We start from the raw sequence: 20,274 nt of genomic DNA on the forward strand, positions 1-20,274 counted from the left end.
TTCCGGGAGCCGCGGAAAAGACTGTGGGCCGCACCTCTTGCGAGGGGTGCGGCCCACAGTCGTAACCAAAGCCGCTCGGATCGGTACGAGCTATGGTCCGCACCGACTGAACGGTGCGGACCACAGGCTGGTTTGGTACCCCGTTAGGGATACAGACCGAGCTCTACTCTGTCGATCGCGGTGACCAGATGAACTCCTGGATCGGACCGAATGGGCTTTCGGCAGTGCGGCTGAAGTTCAGCCAGCGTTCGTATGCGCCGGCACCCTGGAGGCGGATCCCGAAGAAATATCCGGGATCAGCGAAGAGACGCAGCGAATTCTCGAACTCCAACTCGGCGCACCTGATCCTTCCCGCGGACGGATCGGACCCGTTGCTGAGCGCATAGCGGATCTTCGTGATGCGGAATGACGAGTAGTCGTCGCCGAGGAAGAGCTCCCCGTAGGAACTCATGGCGAACTCTTCGTCCTCCCCTTCCAGTGCCTTCGGGGCTCCCGGGGCCTCGACCAGCTGGACGTTCAGTTGATCGTCGGAGTGGAGTACCTCCATCCGCACGAAGTCGCTTTCCCGCACGAGGTACGCCGTGTCGGCCATGGGAACAAAGCGCGGATAGGTGCCATCCCGGTCAATGAAGCCAGGAACCTGGATGTCACAGACCGGTGCCTCTGCCAGCGAGGCAAACAGAGCCTCGATCTCTTCCATTTCTCCGTGCTCCTGTCGCTCACAGCATGCGGATTCTCAGGTCCATGCCCGCGCCTGCTTCGAGCAGCGTCTGCCACTCGCCACCCGGCTTCAGCACCATCGTCAGGCCTTCGCCACGGAAGATGAGCTTGGCGGGGTAGGTTCCGTCGGCGTCCGGGTGAGGGAGGGTTCCCATGCCCTTGTACTTGAACCGTCCCGACCTCACGAGCTCGAACAGATCGGCAAGGAACTCCGCTCCGGACAGCAGCCGCAGAATGTCCGTGTCATCGGAAGCGGTCCGCACCGCGCCGGCCTGCGGCCGGATGCCAGAGCGGAGGGCTGTCGAACCGCCCGGCGGCATCGTTCCGGGTGTGGACCGGATCAGATCTGTCCGCTCGCGGTCCACGCACGGAGCTTCTCCGGGTTGCGGACCGCCCAGATACGGCTGATGCGGCCGCGGGTGATGTCGAACGCGGCCACGGTCACGGGGACGCCGGTGTGCTGGGCAACCAGGCCGGGCCGGCCATTGACCGTCCGCTCCAAGAGCGTCAGTCCAGGGGCTATGTCGGCGATGTGGATCAGGTACTGGGCGATGGTCTTGCCGCCCTCGACCGGGCGCAGGACGGTGCCGACCAAGCCGCCGCCATCGGCGGTCATCGTGGCGTCGGGGTCGAGGAGACCAATGAGGGCCTCGATGTCCCTGGACTCCCAGGCCTCCTTGAAATGCCGTACCAGACCGGCCTGCCCGGCTGCCGGAGCCGCCGGGGTCGGCGCGGCGCGGATGCGCCGACGGCCGGAGGACGCCAGCTGGCGGCAGGCCGCAGGCGTCCGGCCGATCATCTCGGCGACCTCGGCGAAGGGGTAGCGGAAGACGTCGTGCAGGATGAACGCCACGCGTTCGGCCGGAGTCATCGACTCCAGTACGACGAGGAAGGCCATGTTTACCGACTCGTCCAGGGTGATCCGGTCGGCGGGGTCGGCCGGCTCGGCCCTGCCGCCGACCGCCCGACCGCTGATCCACTCCGTACGGTCGGGCAGCGGCTCGGGTATCCATGTGCCGACGTAGCGCTCGCGCCGGGCCCGCGCCGAGCCGAGCACGTCCAGGCATACGCGGCTGGCCACCGTCGTCAGCCAGGCGCCGGGCGATGCGATGGCCTCCTGCTGCTGCGACGACATCGCGTACCAGCGGGTGTAGGTCTCCTGCACGGCGTCCTCGGCCTCGGTCAGCGAACCGAGCAGCCGGTAGGCGAGATTGATCAGCTGGCGCCGCTCGCCGACGATCGCGCGCAGGTCCGGCTCGGACCGGTCGTGCCCTGACTCGGACCGGTCGTGCCCTGACTCGGACCGGTCGTGCCCTGACTCGGGCTGGTCGTGCTCTGGCTCGGATGGGGTGCTCATGGTCACGACCGCTCCTGGTACTTCTCGTCCGCTTCCGCTCTCGCCCCTTCGACGAAACACGGCACCGGATTGTGAGGCCGGCGCCTCGCCTGACATTTCGCGGGCCTGCGTCGTCGGACCGCCGAGACACCGCCGATCCACCGCCGCGAGGCAGAAGAGGGGGACCACATCATGGCCGTACAGACGACGACAGCACCGGGCAGATTCACGTTCCTGCACGTCGCGATCGCCTTGCAGACCTTGGCCCTCCTCCTCCAGGCGGTCACCGCCGGACTACTGCTGTCCTCGTCCCACGGGGAGGTGCTGCACAGCGTCGGAGCGCGCGTGATGTACGGCGCGTCGATGCTGTACGTGCTCGCCGCGATCCTGGCGTGGCGGCCGGGTGGCGGCTCGCCCCGCCCCATCCTGTACGCGTCCGGCTTCCTCGCCCTCGCCTCGGTGCAGGTGGTCCTCGGCATCGCGCACAAGCCGGCGCTCCATGTCCCCCTGGGCGTCCTCATGTTCGGCCTGAGTGTGCTTGCGCTGCGCCAGGTCCTGTCCAGCGCCCCCGGCGTCAACCCACTGCTACGTACCCCGTGACGCTGCCAGGCGTTGAGGTCCGTTGACTCCCCAACTCTCATAGCATGCTTGCGCCTTGGGGTGAGCCGAGTCGACGAGCAGCTCGGCGATGTCTTCGTTCAGGTCCGCCGGCGATGCGTCGTGAACCTGGTCGGCCACCCAGGCTGGCGCAAGGCACCGGGTCACCATCGCCCTCCCGACTCGCTCTTGGTCTCGAAGTCGCGATGGTCGGGGATCTTCGCTGCCCGACATCCCTTCCGGTCCGAGGTCGAGGCTTTGGGCCGGATACGCGTATGCGGAGGCATCCCCGCGGCACGCAGACCGGCGACCCCGGCGTGCAGCCTGGGCCACGCGTCCCTCTGCCGTGGATGGGTTGCTTATCGGTCAACTTTCAGGCCGATAAGCATCGTTACCTCCACTCTATCTTCACAGCAGCCACACAGGTAACCCCCGTCGTGACCACGGAATTTACGCATGCCGGATCGAGAGGACTCCTGGAAGTGCCTCGCGTCATGAGCTCCGGACGCTGAAGTCACCTCTTGCTCAAAGGCGTTGACCTGTGCCTATGGTGATCGCCGCGCGCGTGGTGGACCTTGACCGCTCTGCCATGACGCGCGCACGTCATCGGCGGCCGGGGGGACAGTGCCGCCACGGGGAGGGATGGACCGTCATGCCGCCATATCGGCTCACTGCGCACGCCGCCTCAGTATCGGCGCCTTCTGCTGCCCCGGTCCCCGCGCCGTGACCGCGGGCTGATCCGCGCGCATTGCCGCCCACTCTTCGGACGGGTACCCCCGCCTGCCCTCATTTCGCTGTGAAGGAATGCCGTCTTGCGCCCCAGACCAGGGTTGTTCAAATCCAGATCACGAAGATCCGCAATATTCACCCCCGTCATCACGTCCGTCGCCACCCTGGCCGTCCTCGGTGGCCTGGCCGTCCAGCCCGACCTGCTCGCCCGTGACACCGGACAACGCACTGAGCCGGCGGGCGACTCCGACGACTGGTTCGAGGACACGGCCGCCGAGCAGTTGCGGCAGGACCAGTGCCTGATGGCCGATGTGCTGCGCCTGGGCGGGCCGTCCATGGCGGCCATCGCGCAGGACGGCCTCAACCAACCGCAGGACAAGCTGCACGCGCTGGCCAACCGGGAGCACTGGGAGAAGACCCCGCTCGCCGAGGCGTACGACAAGGACCGGGACGCGGCGTCCAAGGAAATGGACAGCCTCAACGCCCTCTGGAACACCTGGAAGAAGCCGCTTGAGGGGCTGGAGAGGCCTCCCATAGCGGACTTCCACGAACCTCCGGGCGGAACGGGGGATGACAGGGGCACCTTCTATCACCAGACCGGTCTGACGAAGTGGGTCGCCGACCGGTACTGGAAGAGCGACTTCGACTTCTACGAGGACCCCACCCCCAAGGCCGACGAGCAGACGGTCAAGGCCGTCAAGGATCTCGGCGCACCGCTGTACGGCAAGGACCCCGACCCGAACCTGCCCGGGTGGGACCGTGCACTCGATGAGCGGAACGCGTTCGGGTATCTGTCGGGTTCGTCCCTGGAGCCGATGGGTGCGGACAACGCCCGTATCTTCCTCGCCTCCGGCGGCTTCCCCCGCACCGCCCCGCAACCGGGCACGGCGGAGTACCGCATCGCGGTCGAGGACCTGAAGACCAGGTTCGCATCGTGCGCATGGCGTGACCCGATCGACCCGAACAAGGCGCTGGGTGGGATTGCCGACACTGCCGCCGGGGAGTGGCAGCGGGAGGTCGCCTCCCAGCAGGTGCAGCGCAACCAGATCCTGAACGCCAACAAGGACGCCACGAAGTCCCTCGCCACAGGTGCGAAGTCGCTGGGCGACCTGCTGGGGCACTCCTGGGTCGCCGACCACCTCGCCCGCTGGCAGGACCACTGGGCAGCGGGCGGTGTGGGCTGGATCGGTGACAGCTATGTGACGATCGAGGTGCCGGGCGCCAAGGGCAACTGCCTGGACGTCGCGGGCGGTGCCAAGACCAACGGCACGCCGGTCCAGATCTATACCTGCAACGGCGGCGCCGCCCAGCAGTGGACGATCGAGGGCAGCGAGGACGACCTCCACCTCCGCAACGTCGGCTCGTTCAAGTGCCTGGATGTGGCCGGGAACGCGTCGGCCAATGGCACGAAGATCCAGATCTCGGACTGCTACAAGTCCAACGGGCAGTCGTGGAAGGGCGACGTCCGTGCCGCCTCGCCCCTGAAGAGCCTGTCCACGGGAAAGTGCCTGGACCTGAGTGCGTTCACCAAGAGCACGGACGCGCGGCTGTGGGACTGCAAGGACGCCAGTGGGCAGAAGTTCCTGATCAAGCCGTCCGGCCACAAGGGCACGGACACCCTGTCGTACCCGGACAAGGCCCAGTTCGACAAGGCGAAGAAGGGCATAGCCGACACCCAGGCCGCGGCGAAGAAGCAGCTCGCTGCGATCAAGGCGCAGTTGGAGAACGCCAAGAAGTCGGGCGCCACATCGGATGCCGCCGAGAAGGCCGCGTACGCCACCGCGGACGCGGCTGGTGCGCCGCGGGGCCGTGGTCTGCTGGTGGGTCAGCAGAAGGCGCAGGTCACCAAGGGCATCGTGGCGGCGCTGACGGCGATGGTGAAGGCGGGTGAGACGGCGGAGGCCGCGACGCGGGCGTCCGCCGGTGACAGCGACACGATCGCGCAGCGTGCGCTGGCTCAGGCCGCGCAGGTCAACGCGGAGTTCCGCAAGGAAGCCGCGCACACCGCCGAGTTGCAGGCGAAGGCCGCGGCCGATGCGGCGAAGATCCACCGCGACAACGCGAAGAAGGACAAGGAAACCGCGGAGGCCAAGCTCGCCGAAACGGTGAAGGCTGAGGCAGACGCCAAGGCGGCTGCCGCCGACGCGCACGCCAAGCGGCTCGCCGCCGAGGCCGAAGAGGCCACGGCGAAGGCGGAGAAGGAGACCGCCGCCGCCAAGCAGGCCGAGGCGGCCCAGCACAAGCAGAACGCCCAGGCCGAGGCGACGAACGCCAAGGACGCCAAGGAAAAGGCCGAAGCCGCCGAAGCGACCGCGGTTGAGAAGAAGAACGGCGCGGTCAAGGCACGCGACAACGCCCGTGATCTCAACGCCGACGCGTGGGACGCCGCGCAGAAGGCGGACGCAGCCCGCGCCAAGGCGGACGCCAAGGAGGCGTACGCCGAGGCCCATGAGTCCGACAGCAACGCCCAGGAGTCCAGGGCGGCCGCGAACGCGGCTGCCGCGCATGCGGACGACGCCGAAGCAGCGGCTGGCCGGGCCCGGTCCGAGGCCAACGCCGCCACCCAGGCAGCCGCGGACGCGGACGCCGCAGCCACCCGTGCCGAGGCGGCCGCCAAGCGGTCCCGGGCGAACGCGGACGCCGCTCAGGCCGCCAAGCTGAAGGCCGATGCCGCGGTGCGGACCGCGACCAGTGCCGCTGCCGACGCCATCGAGGCGTCCGAGCACGCCTCCGAAGAGGCCAAGGCGGCCGTCAAGCTGGCCGACGAAGCAGAGAAGCTGGCCAAGACCGCCAAGTCCCAGGCGGACGAGGCATTCAAGGAGGCCGGCAAGGCCCTGGCCGCCTCGGCGAAGGCCGCGGGCTTTGCCTACGTCACCGCGCAGGCCGCGGTCGACGCGGGCAACGCCGCCGCGCAGGTCGCCAAGCCGGCGAACGACGCGATCCAGCTCGGCTCCCCGTACGTCACCACGGACTCGGCCGCGAGCCTGGTCGTGCTGACCGGGCAGGCATCCAAGTCCATCGCCGACCAGCAGAAGGCCGTCGCCGACGCCCACGCCAAGAACGCGCAGGCCGAGGCCGCCGCGGCCAAGAACCTCGCCGACCAGGCAACGGGCGACGCGAAGATCGCCTACCAGTACGCGGCCAACGCCGCTGGCCATGCGGCCACCGCCCGCGGCTACTCCAAGGAGGCCCTCGGCTACGCGGCCGACGCCGCCGCAGCCGCCTCAAAGGCCTCGGCGTCACTGGCCCGCACCATCGAATACGACCGCAAGGCCACCGAAGACGCCGACGCCGCCGACAAGTCGGCAGGTCGCGCCGAAGGCTACGCCAAGGACGCACGCACCTCCGCCGACCAGGCCGCCCTCGACGCTCAGGCCGCCCGTGACGCCGCAGCCGCGGCGGAGCAGTCCGCCAAGGACGCACGCGCAGCCGCGACACGTGCCGACGCAGCCGCCACAGAGGCCGAACAGGCGGCCAAGGACGCGCTGAAGTACGCCGAGGAGGCACAGAAGGCAGCCGAGGAAGCCGCACGCAACGCCGCGAACAAGCAGGTCTCGACCGGTGCGGGAACCGGAGTCGGCGGCACGTGGTACGTCGTCGACGAGGACAGCATCGAGATCACCGACGCCAAGCAGCACGACCCCTGCTTGATCACGATCGGCTTCGAAGGCTGCACCACCACGTTCACGGTCACCTTCAGCGCGGTGGTCGACTTCTTCCTCTGCGCCAACCCCGATACGACGGCCAGCGGCGGCGTCTGCCCCAAGCGGGACACGCTGCTCATCGAGAGCAAGCGCATCCCCGGCCTGAAGAAGGACGTCACCCGCTACTTCTCCAAGCTGGAACTCATCCAGCAGACCCTCGCCTACCAGGTAATCAAGGCGGTCCTGGTCCAGGACTTCGTCGACTGCTGGCACGGCAGCGTCAGCGGCTGCGCCTGGGCCGCGAGCAACTTCATCCCCGGCAAGGCGCTCGGCAAGGTCTTCGAAGGCCTCCGGGCCCTGGACGCTGCCATGAAGACCGGCGTCGGGGTACGCGATGCGTTCAAGGCCCTCCAGGTCCTCGACCTGGATCCCGGGACCCTCGCCAAACTCAACGCCACCGTCAACGCCTATGAAGACCTGTATACCGCCTGCAAGGTGAACAGTTTCCCCGGCACCACCCGGGTCCTGATGGCGGACGGCTCACACCGGCCCATCAGCCAGGTGGGCGTGGGGGACCTCGTCAAGGCCACGGATCCGGCTTCCGGCCAGATGCGGGTCCGGCAGGTCACCGACACCTTCAAGCACGACACCCAGCGGCTGGTGGACATCACCGTCGCCGGCGGGGGGAAGCTCTCCAGTACCGTCGGCCACAAGTTCTACGTGATGGACCGCGGATGGACGCTGGTCTCCGACCTGCGCGTCGGCGACCGCCTGCGCACTCCGGAAGGCTCCGTCCGCGCGGTGACCGCCCTCCACGACCGCTCCGGCCTGGCTCCGCGCACGGTCTACGACCTCACGGTCGACGACTTGCACACGTTCTTCGTGCTGGCGGGCGCCACTCCGGTCCTCGTGCACAACTGCAAGCTGGCCCTGGGGTGGCAGAACAAGGGCAAACTCGACGAGTGGGCAAAGCTTCCCGAGAACAAGTTCACCACCCTGTCCGAGGCGTCCGCGAAAAACTTCGCACGGATGGCGGAAATGGCCATCGCCGACCCGAAGGTGACGCTCCACGTCAACATGACGGGACTGAACGAGCTTGGAGGCTTCATGGCGGCAGCCCAGCGCGGCCTGAGGGCCGGCGAGGCTGGACACGCCACGGACTACGAGATGGCCATGATCGCGAGGGCTCTTGTCAACGGTCAGCGCCCGTGGAGTTCGATCAAGTTCTACTCTCCTTCGGGGCCGGATGGAGCTATGCGGCTGAATCCCTCGACAGATATGCCGGATCTATCGGTACTGAAGGGAGATCTTGACCCCTTGAAGCCTTCGATCCTCGGATCCTGCCACTGCTGAGGAAGTCGAATATGAACACCCATCGGAAAGACCCGTATCCGGACGTGGCCGCTTCGGGCGGCCTTGTATCGGCGATGAAAGAGGCGGCGACGCTGCGGGGAGGTGAAATCTGGCCGGCGCCCTCGACCGCCGACGCCATCATTGTCGAGACGGCAAGGGGTCTCGTGTCGGTCGATCCCGCAACCGAGGAGCGCCTGTTCCGGGTGCGTGTCCATATTCCCGGGTTCACCTGGGACATTCCCGGATTCACCTGGGAGATCGGCTCGACGGACGATTTCGGGCTGCTGGTGGAGGCGGTTGCCGCATGGCGGGAAGGTGTGCCGTTCGACGAGTTGGCGGCGAGATTCACGTTCCTGGAGCTCGACGAATTCGCCAGGGCGCTCGAAAGCGGCGAGCCTACCTCCTCGCAGTGGTCCGATCTCCTGTCGTCCGACTTCCACCGGAGACAACGGAGCCTTCTGCGTCGCCTCCATGCGGACGAGGTACTGCGGCACATTTTCCCGACGATCTCGCACGGTGCCGTCCGCTTGCGGGTGGATCTGTTCGACGGGGCGAGCCGTCAGGTCCTGGTGCACGAGCTGGACGGGGAGCGCTATGAGGTCGTTCGCGTCGGGGTGCCCGGGGCCGACTGGGTCGAGGTGCCGACCGGTGATCTGATCGCCTACCTGCGAGCTGCCTTGAACGAACAGTGATCTCGACAGATCGATGAAGTCGAAACCCCGCCAGGTAATCCCTGGCGGGGTTTCTTCGTGCCTCACGGTCGAGCGGAACGGGTGATGGCTACGCCCGGCTTTGCGGCCCGCACCCTAGTGCCAAGGGTGCGGGTCGCCGTCGTTCGCCGGTCGACCGGGGGCGCGCGGGTCGCCCTCGGCGGCCGCCGTGACGAAGGCTGCGAAGGCGGCGGGGGTGACGGTGAAGGCGGGGCCGTCGGGGTTCTTGGAGTCGCGGACGGCGATACGGCAGGGCTGTGCGGCGACCTCGATGCACTCGCCGCCGGTCCCTCCGCTGTACGACGACTTGCGCCAGGCGGCGGCGCCGAGCGGGGTGCACTCCACGCAGTCGCCGCCGGTGCCTCCGCTATAGCTGGACTTGCGCCACAGCACGCCTGTCAGGTTCTGGTTGGTCCCCATAACGTTCCTCCCGTACGCAGGCGATCAGCGTCGCCGAGTCCTCCACCGAGAGGGCCGCAGCCTGCAAGTGATCGTAACGGTGCGCACAGTCCCTGACTGTCTCCGGGTTGGCGGTCACATGAGCCGAGCCATAGCTCTCTGCGTAGACGATATCCGGGTCCCCTTCGAACCTCAGGACGGTGAACGACCCAACCGTCGCCGGGTGTTGACCCGCATGGAAGGGGAGCACCTGGATACGGACCTCACGCCGGTCCCGGAAACTCAACAGATGGAGGAGTTGATTCCGCATGATGTCGCGGCCGCCGAACGGCCGGTGCAGCACCGCTTCGTCCAGCACCACCCAGACCAGCGGCGGGCGCTCCCGGCTCAAGATGCGCTGGCGCTCCATCCTCGCGGCGACCGCCTCATCGAGCCGGTCCGACCATCCAGCCTGAAGCACCGCACGCGCATAGTCGGGCGTCTGCAGCAGCCCGTACACCAACTGCGCCTGGAACGTGGAGATGTACGCCGCCCGCGCCTCCATTTCCGCATACGCCTGGAACCAGCTCGGCAACTGGCTCCGCAACACCAACCCCACCAGCCGTGAGAACACCCCGCCCGTCCCCAGCGCCGCGTCAACGCGCTCCGAGAAGTCCCGCGTCGGCACCTTCCTCGCCGTCTCGATCTGGCCGATGAGTGACGCCGTACAGAAGACGCTGACGCCCAGCTCGCCCTGCTTCAGCCCGGCGTCCTCTCTCAGGCGGCGCAGTTCGGAGCCGTAGTAGTCCAGCGGTGATGCGCTGGGATCCAGGTCGCGGATGTTGACCACGCGGCGGTCACCCCCAAGCTCACGCCTCGCGGCGTTCGTTTCCGTACGTAGCCGACAGTAACCGCGACGCTGCACGCTGGTGACATGAATCGCGCAACGGAGTGCCCACCAGCGGCAATGAGCGAGAGCTACCGCGCGGGCTTCACCGGCGGTGAGGACTCGGCCCGGCACATGCCACGCATCCTGCGGCGGCCGGCCGGCCGGCCGGCCGGGCTGCGGGCCGAGGTCGCGGCCGAGCACGGCGCTCGCCAGGCAGCGGCAGGAGGCCAGGGGCCGGGGCGACTTTTCGGGCGCGACCGGCGCGAGCGTGGAGATCCGTAATCACACCCACACTGAGTGGGTGGGGCGGAGTGCCGAGCCGACGGTGGCGATCACTTCCGGGTGCCCTATGCGCGCAGCGCCCCCATGCCTGCTTGGATTCGGTGTATTTTGCGGGTACTGGGCGGCCGATTACCCCGCGCACGGGCGGGCACCAGCCACCGCCGGTCTGGTACAGGAGGAAGCCGTATGACCACGCAGCCCATACTGCCCACCGCGCCGGTCGAGCCTCCCCCCATGCGGACCCTCGGCGAGGTCCGAGCGGCTCTCGCCGCCGGGCTGGGGTTTCCGGGTGATCTTGCGCGCATGGAGGCCGAGCTGGCGGCCACCTTGGAGCGTGTGGAGTACACCGATCTGCATGAGGTGTCGGAGATCATCGCCTCCTACCGAGGGCACGTCCTGACACGTTGCTCCCCCGGATTCGACGAAGCGCTCGCCGAAGGAATTGAGCTCGCGCTCGGTCTCAAGGAGAGCAGGGGACAGGGGGAGCGTTGACCGGGGAGGAAGAGCAGCACGTCATCGCCGAGTTCACCGGCACGGCCCGCAAACGCGTCGAGCAGATGGGTGGGCGTGCCGCCGACGTGGTGCATGAGTTGCGGGCGGAGCTGGAAGTGACTCCGCGCCTCGGACGTATGGTCGGTGTCGTGAAAGGCGGCACCGAGATCTGGGTGACGCGGACCGAACCGCGTGAATCTCTGCCCGGCCTGAGCGTCACGTACGTGTACACGCCGGAGCCGCCGCCGCCCACCGCTGTGATCGTCTCGGTGGTGCCCGACGACGGGGACGACGCCAAGGCGTGAGCGGCAGGGCGCCTGAACCATTGTGAGCCGTAATCCGAGAGGGAGTACGGCCTGCTTGCCGACGAGCTCGCCGGCGGCAGAAGGAGGCACAGGAATGACCACCTTCCACTCCTGGGACGACGTCAAGCGTGAGGTCTTCGACGCCGAGGACCTCGATGCGATCGCTGCCGGAGCTCAGCGCATGGTGGCTGAAGCTCGCGCGCACCGGCTGGCCGAGATGCGGAAGCAACTCGGCCTCACGCAGAGCGAGGTAGCGGCTCGGATGCACGTGCGACAGGAGCGGGTGTCGGCGATCGAACGAGGGAACACAAAGGCGGCGGAAGTCGGAACGATCGCCGCCTACGTCGCTGCACTCGGGGGCCGGCTGGAGATCGTCGCGAACTTCGACGGCACCCGGGTGGTCGTCGCCTGAGGGCCGGAGAGTCGAGTACCCCCTGCTCGGGTGAGGCCGACCAGCCCCGCCCGTTGGCAAAGCCCGAGGGCGGTACCCCGGCCAATCCGGGGTACCGCCCTCGCCAACTCTGCAGGCGCGTGCGACTACTTCGCGTCCACCCCGCCCAAGTGGTGCACCCGCACCATGTTCGTCGTCCCCGGTACCCCCGGCGGCGACCCCGCCGTGATGATCATGATGTCGCCCTCGTTGTACCGCTGGAGCTTCAGCAGTTCCGCGTCCACCAGGTCGACCATCGCGTCCGTCGTCTCCACGAACGGTGCCAGGAAGGACTCCACGCCCCAGCTCAGCGTCAGCTGGTTGCGCGTCGAGGCGTCCGTTGTGAAGGCCAGGATCTGCTGCTCCGCGCGGTAGCGGGACAGCCGGCGGGCCGTGTCGCCGGACTGGGTGAAGGCCACCAGGGACTTGGCGCCCAGGAAGTCCGCGATCTCGCAGGCCGCACGGGCCACCGAACCGCCCTGGGTACGGGGCTTCTTGCCCGGGACCAGGGGCTGGAGGCCCTTCGACAGGAGCTCTTCCTCCGCCGCGACGACGATCTTCGACATCGTCTTGACCGTCTCGATCGGGTACGCGCCGACCGAGGACTCGGCCGACAGCATGACCGCGTCCGCCCCGTCCAGGATCGCGTTCGCGACGTCGGACGCCTCGGCGCGCGTCGGGCGGGAGTTGGTGATCATCGACTCCATCATCTGGGTCGCCACGATCACCGGCTTGGCGTTGCGGCGGCACAGTTCGATGAGGCGCTTCTGCACCATCGGGACCCGCTCGAGCGGGTACTCGACGGCCAGGTCGCCGCGCGCCACCATCACGCCGTCGAACGCCATCACGACGTCCGCCATGTTCTCGACGGCCTGCGGCTTCTCCACCTTGGCGATGACCGGGACCCGGCGGCCCTCCTCGTCCATCACCTTGTGGACGTCCTTGACGTCGCTCGCGTCCCGTACGAAGGACAGCGCCACCAGGTCGCAGCCCATACGGAGCGCGAAGCGCAGGTCCTCGACGTCCTTCTCCGAGAGCGCGGGGACGTTGACCGCCGCGCCGGGCAGGTTGATGCCCTTGTGGTCGGAGATGACGCCGCCCTCGACGACGATCGTCTTGACCTGGGGGGCCGCGACCTCGACGACCCGCAGCTCGACGTTGCCGTCGTTGATCAGGATCTGGTCGCCCTTGGACACATCGCCCGGCAGGCCCTTGTACGTGGTGCCGCAGATCGACTTGTCGCCGGCGACATCCTCGGTGGTGATGGTGAATTCGTCGCCGCGGACCAGTTCGACCGGCCCCTCGGCGAAGGTTTCCAGACGGATCTTGGGGCCCTGGAGGTCGGCGAGCACGCCCACCGCCCGGCCGGTGTCCTCGGACGCCTTGCGCACGCGGTGGTACCGCTCCTCGTGCTCAGCGTGGGTCCCGTGGCTCATGTTGAAACGGGCCACGTTCATGCCGGCCTCGATGAGCGCTTTCAGCTGCTCGTAGGAGTCGACGGCGGGGCCCAGTGTGCAAACGATTTTGGAACGGCGCATAAGGCGGATCCTATCGGTTTGTTTCGATGCGGAATATTCCGTCTGGTGGAATGTACAAATGGGCGGTGTTCCGCTCAGGCGTTGCCCTCGGCGGAAACGCCTGTGACCAGTGCAAATGTCTGCCGGGCGATCTCCAGCTCCTCATCGGTCGGGACCACAGCCACCACAACTCGGGCATACGGCGCCGAAATAATTCGTGCCTCGTCCGAGCGGGCGGCGTTCAGCTCGGCGTCCAGTACGAGTCCCAGCTCCTCCAGACCCGCGACGGCAGCCTCGCGCACCGGCGCCGCGTTCTCGCCGACCCCGGCCGTGAACGCGATCGCGTCCACCCGGCCGAGTACCGCGTAATAGGCGCCTATGTACTTCTTCAGTCGGTGAATGTAGATGTCGAAGGCGAGCCGAGCGCGCTCGTCGCCCTCCTCGATCCGGCGGCGGATCTCCCGCATGTCGTTGTCGCCGCACAGACCCACCAAACCGCTTCTCTTGTTGAGCAGTTCGTCGATGTCGTCCATCGACATTCCCGCGACCCGCTTGAGGTGGAACGTAACCGCGGGGTCAATGTCACCGGAGCGGGTGCCCATCACCAGGCCCTCCAGCGGTGTCAGCCCCATCGAGGTGTCCACGCACCGCCCGCCCGCCACCGCCGAGGCGGACGCGCCGTTGCCCAGGTGCAGCACGATGACGTTCACCTCGGAGGGGTCCTTGCCCAGCAGCGCCGCCGTCCTGCGCGAGACATACGCGTGCGAGGTGCCGTGGAAGCCGTAGCGGCGGATCCGGTGGGCGTCCGCCGTCTCCACGTCGATCGCGTAGCGGGCCGCCGACTCCGGCATCGTCGTGTGGAAGGCGGTGTCGAAGACCGCGACCTGCGGCAGGTCCGGTCGCAGCGCCTGGGCGGTACGGATTCCCGTGATGTTGGCTGGGTTGTGCAGCGGTGCCACCGGGACCAGCCGCTCGATCTCCGCCATCACCTCGTCGGTGATCACGGTCGGCGCGGTGAACTTCAGTCCGCCGTGGACGACCCGGTGACCGATCGCCGCCAGCTCGGGGGAGTCCAGGCCGAGCCCGTCCTGTGCCAGCTCGTCGGCGACCGCCTTCAGCGCCGTGTCGTGGTCGGCGATCGGGCCGCTGCGCTCGCGCCTCCCGGCGCCGCCGCCGAGCGGGGTGTGCACCAGTCGCGAGGTCTCCTCGCCGATCCGCTCGACGAGCCCGACCGCCAGGCGCGAGCTGTCCCGCATGTCGAGCAGCTGGTACTTCACCGACGAGGAGCCGGAGTTGAGGACGAGAATGCGGGTGGCGGTCATGCCGGGAGCTCCTGACCCTGGGACTGGATGGCGGTGATGGCGACCGTGTTCACGATGTCGCTGACGAGCGCGCCGCGCGACAGATCGTTCACCGGCTTGCGCAGGCCCTGCAGCACAGGGCCGACGGCCACGGCGCCGGCCGAGCGCTGCACGGCCTTGTAGGTGTTGTTGCCCGTGTTGAGGTCAGGGAAGATCAGCACCGTCGCCCGGCCCGCCACCTCGGACTCCGGCAGCTTCGTCGCCGCGACGGACGGCTCGACGGCCGCGTCGTACTGGATCGGTCCCTCGATCCGCAGATCCGGACGCGACTCGCGCACCAGCTTGGTCGCCTCGCGCACCTTGTCGACGTCCGCGCCCGACCCGGAGGTGCCCGTGGAGTACGAGAGCATCGCGATCCGCGGCTCCACGCCGAAGCGGGCCGCCGTCACCGCCGACTGGATCGCGATGTCCGCGAGCTGCTCGGCGTCCGGGTCCGGGTTGACCGCGCAGTCGCCGTAGACCAGAACCCTGTCGGCCAGGCACATGAAGAAGACGGACGAGACGATCGAGGCGTCCGGCTTTGTCTTGATGATCTCGAAGGCGGGGCGGATCGTCGCTGCCGTGGAGTGCACGGAACCCGACACCATGCCGTCGGCCAGACCCTCCTCGACCATCAGCGTGCCGAAGTAGTTCACGTCCGCCACCGCGTCGTACGCCAGGTCCACCGTCATGCCCTTGTGGGCCCTCAGCTGCGCGTACCGCTCGGCGAAGCTCTGGCGCAGCTCGGAGGTGGCCGGGTCGATCAGCTGGGTGGTGCTCAGGTCGATGCCCAGGTCGGCGGCCTTCTTGCGGATGACCTCGGTGTCGCCGAGGAGAGTCAGGTCGCAGACGTCCCTGCGCACGAGGACATCGGCGGCGCGCAGGACCCGGTCCTCGGTGCCCTCGGGCAGGACGACACGGCGGCGGTCGGCGCGGGCCTGCTCCAGGAGGTCGTGCTCGAACATCATCGGGGTGACGCGGCCACTGCGGGCCACCGATATACGGGCCAGGAGATCGCCGGTGTCGACATGTCGCTCGAAGAGGCCGAGCGCGGTTTCGGTCTTGCGGGGCGTGGAGGCGTTCAACTTGCCTTCGAGGCCGAACAGTTCGGCCGCGGTCGGGAAGCTCATGCCGGGCACCAGGACGACGGGGGTGCCGGGCGCGAGCCGGTTGGCCAGCGTGAGGATCTCCTCGCTCGGCCGCTCGTTCAGCGTCAGCAGTATGCCCGCGATGGGCGGGGTGCCCGCCGAGTGCGCGGCCAGCGCGCCCACCACCAGATCGGCGCGGTCGCCGGGCGTGACCACCATGCAGCCGGGGGTCAGGGCCCTCAGGAAGTTCGGCAGCATCGCACCGCCGAAGACGAAGTCGAGTGCGTCCCTGGCCAGACCGGAGTCGTCGCCGAGGAGGACGGTGGCGCCGAGCGCGTGGGTGATCTGGGCGACCGTGGGGGCCGCGAGCGCCGGCTCGTCGGGAAGGGCGTAACAGGGAACGGGGAGGCGGGCCGCCAGCCGCTCGGCTATGGACTCGCGCTCATCGGGCCGGACCCTGTTGACGACCATGGCGAGGACATCGCAGCCCAGGGCCTCGTACGCGCGGTAGGCATTGCGGGTCTCGGCCCGTACCAACTCGGCGGTCTGGCCCTTGCCGCCGACGACCGGGATCACCGAGGCGCCGAACTCGTTCGCGAGCCGGGCATTGAGCGCCAGCTCGTCGGGGAGCTGGGTGCCCGCGTAGTCCGTGCCGAGGACGAGCACGACCTCGTAGGCGCGTGCCACCTGGTGGAAGCGCTCGACGAGCCGGGAGACCAGCTCGTCGGTGCCCTTCTCGGCCTGCAGCGCGGAGGCCTCGTGGTAGTCCATTCCGTAGACGGACGCGGGGTCCTGCGAGAGCCGGTAACGGGCGCGCAGGAGGTCGAAGAGGCGGTCCGGGCGGTCGTGCAGCAAGGGGCGGAAGACGCCCACCCGGTCCACCTGGCGGGTCAGGAGCTCCATGACTCCCAGCTCCACGACCTGCCGGCCGTCCGAGCGGTCGATCCCGGTCACGTACACGCTGCGCGTCACGCGTGCTCTCCCGTCCATGCTGTCGCGTATGAGACGTACGAAAGGTGGTACCTACAAAAAAGCCGCACAGGGCGGCCTTGCCCTCTTGACAATACCTCCGGCGGTAGGTAGGGCGCCCGCCGGGCAAGGGTCGGTCGACGGGCTCGCGAGCGGGGTCCGAGTGCCATGCGGCTCAGTGGCTAGGGCCTGTCGTTTGGATCAGGCCGAACCCGGCAAGATCCGAACGACAGGCCCTGGGAGCGCGGGGTTCCCGGCGCGCGTGGAACAATCGAACCTGGGCTCACATGCATCACTGACGAGCAGGAGACACAGCACAATGCGTATCGGAGTGCTCACCGCAGGCGGCGACTGCCCGGGCCTGAACGCAGTGATCCGGTCGGTTGTGCACCGTGCTCTGACCGGCCACGGCGATGAAGTCATCGGTTTCGAGGACGGGTTCAAGGGTCTCCTCGACGGTCACTACCGCCCGCTCGACCTCAACGCCGTCAGCGGCATCCTCGCCCGCGGCGGCACGATCCTCGGCTCCGCCCGCCTGGAGCGCGGCCGGCTGCGTGAAGCCGCCGAGAACGCCGCGGAGTTGGCGAAGCAGTACGGCATCGACGCGCTCATCGCGATCGGCGGCGAGGGCACGCTCACCGCGTCCCGGATGCTCGCCGAGGCGGGCATGCCCGTCGTCGGAGTGCCCAAGACCATCGACAACGACATCTCCTCCACCGACCGCACCTTCGGCTTCGACACCGCCGTCACGGTCGCCACCGAGGCCATCGACCGGCTGAAGACCACCGCCGAGTCGCACCAGCGCGTGATGGTCGTCGAGGTGATGGGACGGCACGCGGGCTGGATCGCGCTGGAGTCCGGCATGGCGGGCGGCGCGCACGGCATCTGTCTGCCGGAGCGGCACTTCCAGGTCGAGGACATTGTGAAGATGGTCGAGGAGCGTTTCTCGCGCGGCAAGAAGTTCGCGGTGATCTGCGTCGCGGAGGGCGCGCACCCGGCCGAGGGCTCGATGGCGTACGAGAAGGGCGCGATCGACCAGTACGGCCATGAGCGCTTCCAGGGCATCGGCAACCGTCTCGCGGCGGAGCTGGAGCGCCGGCTCGGCAAGGAGGCCAAGCCGGTCATCCTCGGGCATGTGCAGCGCGGCGGCACGCCCACCGCGTACGACAGGGTGCTCGCGACGCGCTTCGGCTGGCACGCGGTGGAGGCCGTGCACAGCGGTGAGTTCGGCATGATGACGGCGCTTCGCGGCACGGACGTGGTGACGGTGCCGCTGGCGGAGGCGGTCACCCAGCTGAAGACCGTGCCACAGAACCGTATGTACGAGGCGGAGTCGGTCTTCTGAACCGGTGAACGGGCCGTCCGCCGACCGCGGTTGGAGCACGGTCGGCGGACGTGTCTGACGGTCTTGTGGGTCAGGACAGCTTGCCGTCGTAGTCCGGCAGCTTGAAGGTCCGCTCGGCGTGACCGCCGACCAGGTCGCCGGGCTTGTTGCCGACATTGGCGATGATCGTGTAGCCCTTGGCCTCGATCTCCGCCCGCTTCTCGGTCTTGTACGCGCTGACCTCGCCGAACAGGTCGGGCAGATCGCGTACGTACAGGCCGTCGACCGGGTAGCCGACCTTCTTGAGGTTGTACGAGGTGAGCGAGTAGATGATGCCGGGGCGGGCCGTGACGAAGAAGATGTCCACGCCGCGGGAGTCGGCGTAACGGACCAGGTCGAGCACCGGCTTGATCGCGGGGGTCGGGTACTCCCAGAAGTAGTGGAAGTCGGTCTCCAGCGAGGAGTTGTCGATGTCCAGGACCATCGCGAGGCGCTGTCCCGAGGCACCGGCAGTGCGCTGCTCGATGTAGGGGCGGGCCGTGGCGACGACTGCGGAGACGTCGCGCTGCCAGGTCGCGTAGTCGACGTCGGCGAGGAACGGACGGCTGGTGCTCGTCTGCTGCGAGGTGAGGGTGGGGGTCGCGGCGTTCGCTGTGGCGGTCACGGACGAGGTGAGGGCAAGCGCGGCGACCGTCACCGCCGCCCGGGTGGTCCATCTGCGTGCGTGCATGGGGGGTTCACTCCTGAGGGGTCCGGATCCGGGCGCGGAAGCGCCAGGGCCTCGGCATGATCGCGGCTGACGGTGGACGGAATGATGCGTTCCAGCTACCGGCTAGTAGCTTCGGCGTGACGGAAGGGGATACGCCGTCAGAACTGTTCGACGAAATACGGCTCGACGGTCATCCAGCCATTGCCGGAGGCGCCGTTGCGGCGGCCCTGGTCCTGCCTGGCCAGGGAGTACCAGGAGTCCACATAGTCCGGGTCGTCCGTGTACCAGGAGTCCGGAATGGCCGCGAGTACCGCGTCCACCAGGGGCGCGTAGACGCCCTGGTCGGTGAGGGTCAGCAGCGCGGTCGCGATGGCCTGGGCCAGAGCCTTGTAGTTCGTGTCGCCGTCGTCCTCCATCAGGACCACGTCGGCGAGGTTGTACTTGTAGTTGAACCACTTCACGAGGACCTGGTTCGGGTAGTACGTCTTCCCGTCGTCGTCGAGATACGGCATCTGCACCGTGTCGACGCGCGGGACGCCGTCCTGTCCCCAGCCGGTGACGATGGCGTACGTCTCGGCCCCGCCCTTGAACCACGGCTCCTGGTCGTCGGCCACGCCGATGGACGTGATCTTCGTCGTCCAGACACCGCTCGCGGCTGCCCCGGACGTGCCCTGCGCGATGGGCTTCTGCAGGGCCGGGACGGCCAGGCCCGCCTTCGCCAGTTCCCGGTCGAGGATGTCCAGGCCGGCCGCGAGAGCCTTGGACGTATCGATGTCGATGAGATACACGGGCCGGTCCGGCGTCCTGTTCGCATCGAGCCTGTGCCGGCGGCCGGCGCCGTCGTAGGCGGTGACCGACGCGCGGTCGTCGTCCTGTGCGGCGGCCGCCACCAGCGGCTTCACGCCCTTCGTGAGGCCGGCGCGCATCGAGGGGTCGGCGAGCCTGATACGGAGCAGCGAGCCGGTGCCCGCGCCCAGGCCCTTGGCCGCGGCAAGATCCTTGTTGGCTTCGGCGACGGCGCTCTCCATGCGCCGGCCGGCGGGTGCGCCGGCCCGTCGGCTCAGTTCGAGCAGGTCGACTGTCGTGGAGCGAAGAGAGGCGGTACGCAGCTGCGCACTCCAGGGCGCGTCGCCCAGCGAGGCCGCGGTCTTCCGGGCCAGGGCGTCCTGGATCTTCTCGGCAGTGGAGAGGGAGGTGGAGGGGGACGGCGCTGCGACGCTGCTCGCGGCCGACGCCTGAGCGGTGGTGACCGGCAGGGCGACTAATGCGAGGGTGGCACAGGCCAGGCCCGCGAGGGCTCGGTGAGTTCTTCGCGTGCTCATGAGGATGAGGCCTCCTGTGATGACGGACTGCCTTGGGCGTTTCCCAGGGCATGGTGTCTGGGTCGACGCGCGTAACATCCGGTGCGCGCCCCCGATATCGTCATCACGACGGGACTCGCGGGTAATGAGGGAATCCTCCA

At 68.3% G+C, this 20,274-nt stretch carries 18 protein-coding genes; 8 read left to right on the top strand and 10 right to left on the bottom strand.

The window, feature by feature from the left end; translation table 11 throughout:
- Nucleotides 1-163: 163 nt before the first annotated feature.
- Genes OOK40_RS29705 through sigJ form a run of 3 tightly spaced genes read right to left on the bottom strand, consistent with a single transcriptional unit; the run spans nt 164 to nt 2,077 of the window.
- Nucleotides 164-700: a hypothetical protein gene (locus OOK40_RS29705; protein ID WP_266487523.1), complete on the bottom strand. Its 537-nt coding sequence runs from the start codon at nt 698-700 to the stop codon at nt 164-166.
- 19 nt (nt 701-719) lie between these two features.
- A complete protein-coding gene (locus OOK40_RS29710) occupies nt 720-1,085 on the bottom strand; it encodes a hypothetical protein (protein WP_266487524.1) in 366 nt (121 codons plus the stop codon).
- Nucleotides 1,061-2,077 (bottom strand): RNA polymerase sigma factor SigJ, encoded by a 1,017-nt coding sequence (gene sigJ / locus OOK40_RS29715; RefSeq protein WP_266487530.1) that lies wholly within the window; start codon nt 2,075-2,077, stop codon nt 1,061-1,063. The genes OOK40_RS29710 and sigJ overlap by 25 nt, the downstream gene beginning before the upstream one ends.
- A 171-nt stretch (nt 2,078-2,248) precedes the next feature.
- Between sigJ and OOK40_RS29720 the strand changes: the two genes are divergently transcribed.
- From OOK40_RS29720 to OOK40_RS29730, 3 genes are all read left to right on the top strand, one after another.
- Nucleotides 2,249-2,656 carry a hypothetical protein gene (locus tag OOK40_RS29720; RefSeq protein ID WP_266487531.1) on the top strand — a complete coding sequence of 136 codons (408 nt, stop codon included), beginning with the start codon at nt 2,249-2,251 and terminating at the stop codon, nt 2,654-2,656.
- Between the two features lie 809 nt (nt 2,657-3,465).
- On the top strand, nt 3,466-8,379 hold the full coding sequence (locus OOK40_RS29725) for a ricin-type beta-trefoil lectin domain protein (protein ID WP_266487534.1): 4,914 nt from the start codon (nt 3,466-3,468) through the stop codon (nt 8,377-8,379).
- Nucleotides 8,380-8,390: 11 nt separating this feature from the next.
- Nucleotides 8,391-9,071, top strand: a complete 681-nt coding sequence (locus OOK40_RS29730; protein WP_266487536.1) for a hypothetical protein — start codon at nt 8,391-8,393, stop codon at nt 9,069-9,071.
- Nucleotides 9,072-9,185: 114 nt separating this feature from the next.
- On the opposite strand, the gene OOK40_RS29735 is transcribed toward OOK40_RS29730, so the two are convergent.
- A complete protein-coding gene (locus tag OOK40_RS29735) occupies nt 9,186-9,509 on the bottom strand; it encodes a DUF397 domain-containing protein (RefSeq protein ID WP_266487537.1) in 324 nt (107 codons plus the stop codon).
- Nucleotides 9,457-10,317, bottom strand: a complete 861-nt coding sequence (locus tag OOK40_RS29740; RefSeq protein ID WP_266487539.1) for a helix-turn-helix transcriptional regulator — start codon at nt 10,315-10,317, stop codon at nt 9,457-9,459. Before OOK40_RS29740 ends, OOK40_RS29735 begins: the two co-directional genes overlap by 53 nt.
- Before the next feature lie 84 nt (nt 10,318-10,401).
- On the opposite strand from OOK40_RS29740, the gene OOK40_RS29745 reads away from it, so the two are divergent.
- The 4 genes from OOK40_RS29745 to OOK40_RS29760 all read left to right on the top strand — a co-directional run bounded on the left by OOK40_RS29745 (nt 10,402) and on the right by OOK40_RS29760 (nt 11,847).
- Nucleotides 10,402-10,638 (top strand): hypothetical protein, encoded by a 237-nt coding sequence (locus OOK40_RS29745; RefSeq protein ID WP_266487541.1) that lies wholly within the window; start codon nt 10,402-10,404, stop codon nt 10,636-10,638.
- Between the two features lie 186 nt (nt 10,639-10,824).
- A complete protein-coding gene (locus OOK40_RS29750; protein WP_266487543.1) occupies nt 10,825-11,130 on the top strand; it encodes a hypothetical protein in 306 nt (101 codons plus the stop codon).
- Entirely contained in the window at nt 11,127-11,435 is a 309-nt protein-coding gene (locus OOK40_RS29755; RefSeq protein ID WP_266487545.1) for a hypothetical protein, read from the top strand. Before OOK40_RS29750 ends, OOK40_RS29755 begins: the two co-directional genes overlap by 4 nt.
- 94 nt (nt 11,436-11,529) lie before the next feature.
- Nucleotides 11,530-11,847, top strand: coding sequence for a helix-turn-helix transcriptional regulator (locus tag OOK40_RS29760; protein WP_266487546.1), 318 nt, complete (start codon nt 11,530-11,532; stop codon nt 11,845-11,847).
- A 125-nt stretch (nt 11,848-11,972) separates the two neighbouring features.
- Here the strand turns inward: OOK40_RS29760 and pyk are convergent, their stop codons facing one another.
- From pyk to pta, 3 genes are all read right to left on the bottom strand, one after another.
- Nucleotides 11,973-13,403, bottom strand: a complete 1,431-nt coding sequence (gene pyk / locus OOK40_RS29765; protein WP_266487547.1) for a pyruvate kinase — start codon at nt 13,401-13,403, stop codon at nt 11,973-11,975.
- A 74-nt stretch (nt 13,404-13,477) separates the two neighbouring features.
- The gene (locus OOK40_RS29770) at nt 13,478-14,704 is read right to left on the bottom strand and encodes an acetate kinase (protein WP_266487548.1); all 1,227 of its coding nucleotides are present in this window, start codon (nt 14,702-14,704) and stop codon (nt 13,478-13,480) included.
- Nucleotides 14,701-16,782 (bottom strand): phosphate acetyltransferase, encoded by a 2,082-nt coding sequence (gene pta, locus OOK40_RS29775; RefSeq protein WP_266487549.1) that lies wholly within the window; start codon nt 16,780-16,782, stop codon nt 14,701-14,703. Before pta ends, OOK40_RS29770 begins: the two co-directional genes overlap by 4 nt.
- 316 nt (nt 16,783-17,098) lie before the next feature.
- Here pta and OOK40_RS29780 point away from each other — a divergent pair, with 316 nt between their 5' ends.
- Nucleotides 17,099-18,124: an ATP-dependent 6-phosphofructokinase gene (locus OOK40_RS29780; RefSeq protein ID WP_266487550.1), complete on the top strand. Its 1,026-nt coding sequence runs from the start codon at nt 17,099-17,101 to the stop codon at nt 18,122-18,124.
- A gap of 70 nt (nt 18,125-18,194) precedes the next feature.
- Here the strand turns inward: OOK40_RS29780 and OOK40_RS29785 are convergent, their stop codons facing one another.
- Nucleotides 18,195-18,833: an HAD family acid phosphatase gene (locus OOK40_RS29785; protein WP_266487552.1), complete on the bottom strand. Its 639-nt coding sequence runs from the start codon at nt 18,831-18,833 to the stop codon at nt 18,195-18,197.
- A gap of 137 nt (nt 18,834-18,970) precedes the next feature.
- Nucleotides 18,971-20,134 carry a DUF3103 family protein gene (locus OOK40_RS29790; RefSeq protein WP_266487554.1) on the bottom strand — a complete coding sequence of 388 codons (1,164 nt, stop codon included), beginning with the start codon at nt 20,132-20,134 and terminating at the stop codon, nt 18,971-18,973.
- Nucleotides 20,135-20,274 lie beyond the last annotated feature (140 nt).

The organism is Streptomyces sp. NBC_01481 (assembly GCF_026339995.1).
Lineage (GTDB): Bacteria > Actinomycetota > Actinomycetes > Streptomycetales > Streptomycetaceae > Streptomyces.

Bases quoted from the DNA above. Each gene is read 5' to 3' on its own strand.
- OOK40_RS29705 (WP_266487523.1), bottom strand. From the start codon at position 700: ATGGAAGAGATCGAGGCTCTGTTTGCCTCGCTGGCAGAGGCACCGGTC.
- sigJ (WP_266487530.1), bottom strand. From the start codon at position 2,077: ATGAGCACCCCATCCGAGCCAGAGCACGACCAGCCCGAGTCAGGGCAC.
- OOK40_RS29720 (WP_266487531.1), top strand. From the start codon at position 2,249: ATGGCCGTACAGACGACGACAGCACCGGGCAGATTCACGTTCCTGCAC.
- OOK40_RS29730 (WP_266487536.1), top strand. From the start codon at position 8,391: ATGAACACCCATCGGAAAGACCCGTATCCGGACGTGGCCGCTTCGGGC.
- OOK40_RS29735 (WP_266487537.1), bottom strand. From the start codon at position 9,509: ATGGGGACCAACCAGAACCTGACAGGCGTGCTGTGGCGCAAGTCCAGC.
- OOK40_RS29745 (WP_266487541.1), top strand. From the start codon at position 10,402: ATGAATCGCGCAACGGAGTGCCCACCAGCGGCAATGAGCGAGAGCTAC.
- OOK40_RS29750 (WP_266487543.1), top strand. From the start codon at position 10,825: ATGACCACGCAGCCCATACTGCCCACCGCGCCGGTCGAGCCTCCCCCC.
- OOK40_RS29760 (WP_266487546.1), top strand. From the start codon at position 11,530: ATGACCACCTTCCACTCCTGGGACGACGTCAAGCGTGAGGTCTTCGAC.
- pyk (WP_266487547.1), bottom strand. From the start codon at position 13,403: ATGCGCCGTTCCAAAATCGTTTGCACACTGGGCCCCGCCGTCGACTCC.
- OOK40_RS29770 (WP_266487548.1), bottom strand. From the start codon at position 14,704: ATGACCGCCACCCGCATTCTCGTCCTCAACTCCGGCTCCTCGTCGGTG.
- OOK40_RS29780 (WP_266487550.1), top strand. From the start codon at position 17,099: ATGCGTATCGGAGTGCTCACCGCAGGCGGCGACTGCCCGGGCCTGAAC.
- OOK40_RS29785 (WP_266487552.1), bottom strand. From the start codon at position 18,833: ATGCACGCACGCAGATGGACCACCCGGGCGGCGGTGACGGTCGCCGCG.
- OOK40_RS29790 (WP_266487554.1), bottom strand. From the start codon at position 20,134: ATGAGCACGCGAAGAACTCACCGAGCCCTCGCGGGCCTGGCCTGTGCC.